General features: G+C 62.5%; 4 protein-coding genes. All 4 read left to right on the top strand.

Annotated elements, in window-relative coordinates:
- Window positions 1–431: 431 nt before the first annotated feature.
- The 4 genes from ABEA06_RS13690 (at window position 432) to ABEA06_RS13675 (ending at window position 4,573) form a co-directional block, all read left to right on the top strand.
- The gene (locus tag ABEA06_RS13690; protein ID WP_345311854.1) at window positions 432–1,829 is read left to right on the top strand and encodes a radical SAM/SPASM domain-containing protein; all 1,398 of its coding nucleotides are present in this window, start codon (window positions 432–434) and stop codon (window positions 1,827–1,829) included.
- 14 nt (window positions 1,830–1,843) lie between these two features.
- Window positions 1,844–2,980, top strand: a complete 1,137-nt coding sequence (locus tag ABEA06_RS13685) for an MFS transporter (protein WP_345311853.1) — start codon at window positions 1,844–1,846, stop codon at window positions 2,978–2,980.
- Window positions 2,977–3,729, top strand: a complete 753-nt coding sequence (locus ABEA06_RS13680) for an SDR family NAD(P)-dependent oxidoreductase (RefSeq protein ID WP_345311852.1) — start codon at window positions 2,977–2,979, stop codon at window positions 3,727–3,729. The genes ABEA06_RS13685 and ABEA06_RS13680 overlap by 4 nt, the downstream gene beginning before the upstream one ends.
- A 136-nt stretch (window positions 3,730–3,865) precedes the next feature.
- Window positions 3,866–4,573 (top strand): hypothetical protein, encoded by a 708-nt coding sequence (locus ABEA06_RS13675; protein ID WP_345311851.1) that lies wholly within the window; start codon window positions 3,866–3,868, stop codon window positions 4,571–4,573.
- Window positions 4,574–5,044: the final 471 nt, after the last annotated feature.

Here is a 5,044-nt window from a genome sequence, read left to right as displayed (position 1 = left end):
GGGGGCGGACATCATGCCGGGGCCGGCTGGTTACCTACGCCTTCATCCTCCCGGACACCGGCGTCATGAAAAAGGTAACGGGGGGTTGCGGCAAGGATTTCGGTGTGAAATATTCTCTATACCTTGGCCTGTGAGGCAGGTCACATCTACGAGGTGGAGGAGGTGTGTGGTTATGGAGGATCTGGATTTCGAGACTGTCGAAACGACTGAGGAAGTCAACACTCAGTGGATTGCCACCATCGTGTGAGCGCCAGCAGCGGGGGTACAGGGATCCTGTGCCCCCGCTGCTTCATTCCTGAAGCGGCGTCTTTCCCTGAGGGGTGCTGCCCGTCACGACATCATTCGAGGACGTTATGAAGATCGAACCCAGCACCAGAATCTCTACTCCCGGCCCGATCCATGTTGAGGACCGTGGGGATGATCGTCTATTCGTGTCCCAGGAGACTGGGGGGTGGTGGGTCTGTGATGACCAGCTGGTGAAGTCGTTGATGGAAACGATGATGGCCCGCGGTACGGACGGGGTCAGTCTCCAGGAGGTGGCCGAACAGATCGACAGCACCTCGGAACAGGTGTGGGAGGTCGCTCGGCCACTGTTCGACAAGGGTGTGCTGGCGGTGGAGACGCGGGTGCGTTCGACCTCAAGTGCTCGGCCTTTGGGAATGTTGCCGATCAGTCCGAAGACCGGCACGCACAATGGCTACCCGGCGCTGGGGGTATTCCATGTGCACAACTGGTGCAATCTGGCGTGTTCGTACTGCTACACGATGGAAGCAGGCATCGTTCGTCAGACGATGACGTTGGAGCGGATGATTCGGGGGATCGACCAACTCTTCGAGTTGCCGACGCGCCGAGTCAATGTGGAGTTCCACGGGGGCGAGCCCACGATGGCGATGAAGCTGATCAAGGATGCCACGGCACACGCGCAGCGACGCAGTGAGCAGACAGGCAAGCCGGTGGATTTCTCCATCCAGACCAACGGGTACCTGTTGACCGAAGACACCTGCGAATTCTTCCTGCGCAACTCCTTCTCGGTACGGGTCTCCTTGGACGGGACTCAGGAGACCCATGATGAGTTCCGCCGCAACCACGCCGGTCGGGGCTCCTATTTGGGAGTGGTCAAGGGCATCCGTCGGTTACAGGAGGCGGGGCTGGAGGTCCATGCGGTGTGCGTGGTCCACAACGGCAACAAGCAGTTGATCAAGGAAATGTACGACAGCATGGCGGGGCTGAAGGTGACCAGCATCCGTTTCCTGCCGGTGTTCGAAAGCGGCAGTGCCGGCAATGAGGACTGGTTAGACGGGGACACCTGGTTCCAGGTGTACACGGGGTTGCTCCAGCACGTGCTGGAGAGAGCGAAGACCGGGGAGCAGTTGCCGCCCTTGGCGAATCTCACCGCGGGGGAGATCGGGTCATTGCGGTCGTTCAAGCGCGAGTACATGTGCATGCGCAACCCTTGCGGGGCGGGAACGAACATGGTGGCGATCGACACCAACGGGGATCTGTATCCGTGCGAGGAGATGGTCGGCAAGCCCGAGTTCATCCTGGGCAACATCGACACGGACGATCTGAAGCAGTGCCTGGATGCGAGTCCGCTGATGGGCCAGTTGCGGGCTCGTCATGTCGATGAGATCGAGGACTGTCGGGTGTGCCCGTGGAAGCAGATGTGCCACGGCGGATGCGTGCACAAAAGCTACACCCACTTCAAGGTCTTGGACCGGGAGTCGGAGCACTGTGCCTACTACAAGCGCATCTATCGGGAGCTGATCTGGATGGAGCGGGAGGCACCGGGAACCTGGCAGATCCTCAGTCCGAGTCCTGCTGTCGCATGAGGGCCGCCTCGGGGGTGCGGACGGTTACGGTCGCCCGTCTGTTGCTGAGCGCCTATTTTTTCACCCCCTATATCGTGGTCTACGCGGTGGGGTTGGGGATCCCGCTGAGCCAAATCTTGGTGGTCGAGGGGATCTTCGCTCTGCTGGTGGTTGTATTGGAGGTCCCGTCCGGGTGGGTGGCGGACCGGATCACTCCTCGGGTGGCGTTGATCCTCTCCGGGGTCGCGAACATCGTGGGGTGTGTGATGCTCGCGATGGCCGATGCGGCCTGGATGTACTGGGCAGTGCAACCGGTGTTCGCCGTGGCCATGGTATTGGGCTCGGGCAGTGACAGTGCGTTGTTGCTTCAAGCCCTGAGACGCGAGGGGCACACGGAGCAGTTCGAGCCGTGGGAGAGTCGCACTCAGTCCTTGCTACTGGCGACGTTGGCTATCAGCTACGCCATGGCCAGTGCGTTGTTCCTACTCGGGGGAGCGGCGTCGACCTTCTGGGGAACAGCTGCTGCTTCCCTTCTCGGGGTAATGCTGGTGTCGATGGTGAGTACAGGTGGTGGCGAGCAGACCGGGGAACAGCACCAGACCATGGGTTTGGTGCGCACCATCGGGTTGATCGTGGCCGATCTGCGCCAGGATCCAGGGCAGGTGAGGGTCCTGGCCGCGGCTGTGCTCACCGGCACGGCTTTTGCGGTGATGACGTACCTCTCGCCGATCTACTACGGTCAAGCCGGTTTCCCCGAGTCCGTCTTTGGCCTGTTGGCTGCCGCGACGGCCTTAGTCGGGGCCGGGATTAGTCACCTGATCACCGGGGTGCATTTCGGGCGTGCGCTGATCTTCGTCTTGGCGGTCGCTGCGGTTCTGGTGAGCATCCCTTCTGCGGCCGTGGTCGTGATCGCGGTGGCCGTATTGCTGGGAGGCCGAGCCCGGGCGGTGGGGGCATACCGGCGTCAACTGGGTCAGGCGTTGAGCCGGCACGGGGACGCAACAGGGATGAGCATCGCGTCGATGGCTATGGAGATCGGGTTCGCGGTTCTTGCCCCGGTACTGGGAGTGGTCTCCCACCTGTTCGGCACCACCGGACTGGCGGCCACGTGTGCGGTGATGTTGGTGACCGCCGCGGTGGTCTCTCCTACTCGAGCGAGGATGAGCACATGAGCCAGGACGCGACACAACAGTTGCTAGGGTTGGCCGACAAGCGGGTACTGATCACCGGGGCGGCCGGAGCAATCGGGCAGGTGTTGTGTGCCCGGTTCACCCAGTTGGGTTCCCAGGTCGTGGGAGTGGACAGGAACCAGGAGCCATTGGAGCAGATGCAGCACCATGGGGTGCTGGACTCGTTCGTCGTCGTAGACCTGGGCGCAGCGGGGGCGGGGCAGCAGTGTCTGGAGGCCACCGGGCCGGTCCAAGTGCTAATCAACAATGCCGGGACCGGGCGCGAGGGGCATCTACGCACCACTACCGAAAAGATGGTGGAGGTCACCTTGGAAGCTAACTACAAGACCGCCTATCGGATGTGTCGGGCGTATCTGCCCTCGATGCGCCAGCAGGGCGGGGGGAAGATCGTGAACGTCTCCTCGGTGCTGGGGCCTCACCCGGTACCGGCGGTCTCGGCCTATGCGGCCTCGAAGGCAGCGGTGATCGCCTTCACCCGCTCGATCGCGCTGGAAGTGGCGACCGAGGGGATCCAGTGCAACGTGCTGGCCCCGGGGTACCTGCAAGGACCTAAAAACGAGGATTACTTCGCCTCGAAAGCGGGGCATGCCTTCATCAGACGGTTCATGCCCGGTGGGGCCCCGGGGACCGCTGAGGATCTGGTCGGCCCTGCGGTGTTCCTGGCCTCAGCGATGTCAGGACACGTGACCGGACAGGTGCTGGTCGTCGATGGCGGCTACAGCATCTGGTGATCGGGGCCAGCAACGGTGGCCGGCCCTGACGTACCAGGGGCCGGATCATCCCGAGCTAGTGTTACTAGAGTACGCACACTCCAACGAACCGGTCGGGTTGGGGATGCGTCCCTGGGCCCGCGAACGTACCGCCACGATGTCGGCCGCTACTCGGTGGTGGGGGCAGCAGGTCGGGTTCCTCGGCCCGGTCGATCCTCCCCCCGATGAAGGGGTTTCGGGGTCGAGGCCGGCCGAGGCAGCCCAGTACCTGTCCACCGGGTACATCGGCCCACTGGTGGATCAGGTCGAGTTCGCCTACGGGGATCCCAGCCGCGCGGCGGGGCGGCGAGCCGATCAAGTGGTGCAGTACCTGCAGCGCCTGGGACCACGGTTCGTGGTGTCTTTACATGCGGACGTGGGCACTCGCGGGGCCTATGCCTATACCACCGAGCAGCACCAGCGGATCAGTGAAATCCTAACCAGTGCCCCGTGCCTGAATCAGGACCCGGGCGTGGAAATCTCCTGGGCCCGGCTCGCCGCGGACAGGGTGTGGGACTTCTTCGACGCCGAAGTCATCGGCCCTGGTCTGGCCGGCCCGTCAGGCCAGTACGTGCGGAAAATCGGCCTACCGGTGTGTTGGATTAATCTCGAGTTACCACTGTTTGATTGGGGAGCCGACGAGCAGCTGCGCGCTCGTACCCGGGCAGTGATGGCCCGTCAGATCGCCGAGGGCGGATCATCGGCACGCCCCATCCGCCTCTCCGACCCCTTCCGCCGACAACTGGCAAGCATCCCCACGATCACCGAGGAGGATGAACAGCTGTTCTTGGCACACCTAGCCGAACACCTGCTCACCCCGATCTGACCTTCCGGCCTCGACACCGTTCTCCAGATCCAGGGACTGCCAGCACATATCCGGAGCCCCCCTGCCCATCGTGGGGGCGAAACAGCACATCATCACCTTGTGTTTTGTGGTGATTGGTTTTCCGTATTTGCACTTATGGGGTGTGCGCTCTCTGTCCTGGACTCAGCCCTAGGGACACCAGGGAGTGGGTCTGTTCCTGGCGTCTTGAGGGCAGGGGAGTCAGTCCAGGCCGCGGATGAACTCTTCGACGAGGACTTTGACGGTCTTGTCGTGGGAGGCGGCATAGGTCTTGAGTTTTTTGTGCAGGTCGGCGGAGATTTTCGCGCTCAGGCGCCAGCTACATATGGGACAACGAGAAAGATGAAGGCCCCATATTGTGGGGGACGACCTGGGACCCTTGGTTGTGTGTGATGGGAAGGTAAAGACCCCTTGCCATGTGGGGTAAGCCGGGGGGCTTAGCCTTGATCCACC

Origin of the sequence: Kocuria gwangalliensis (assembly GCF_039544365.1) — a bacterium.
GTDB lineage: Bacteria > Actinomycetota > Actinomycetes > Actinomycetales > Micrococcaceae > Kocuria > Kocuria gwangalliensis.
The sequence above is the reverse complement of the archived record's forward strand: the minus strand, read 5'-3'. Positions and strand labels throughout refer to the sequence as shown.

Coding starts and splice junctions, on each gene's coding strand:
- ABEA06_RS13675 (WP_345311851.1), top strand. CDS start 3,866: ATGTCGGCCGCTACTCGGTGGTGGGGGCAGCAGGTCGGGTTCCTCGGC.
- ABEA06_RS13680 (WP_345311852.1), top strand. CDS start 2,977: ATGAGCCAGGACGCGACACAACAGTTGCTAGGGTTGGCCGACAAGCGG.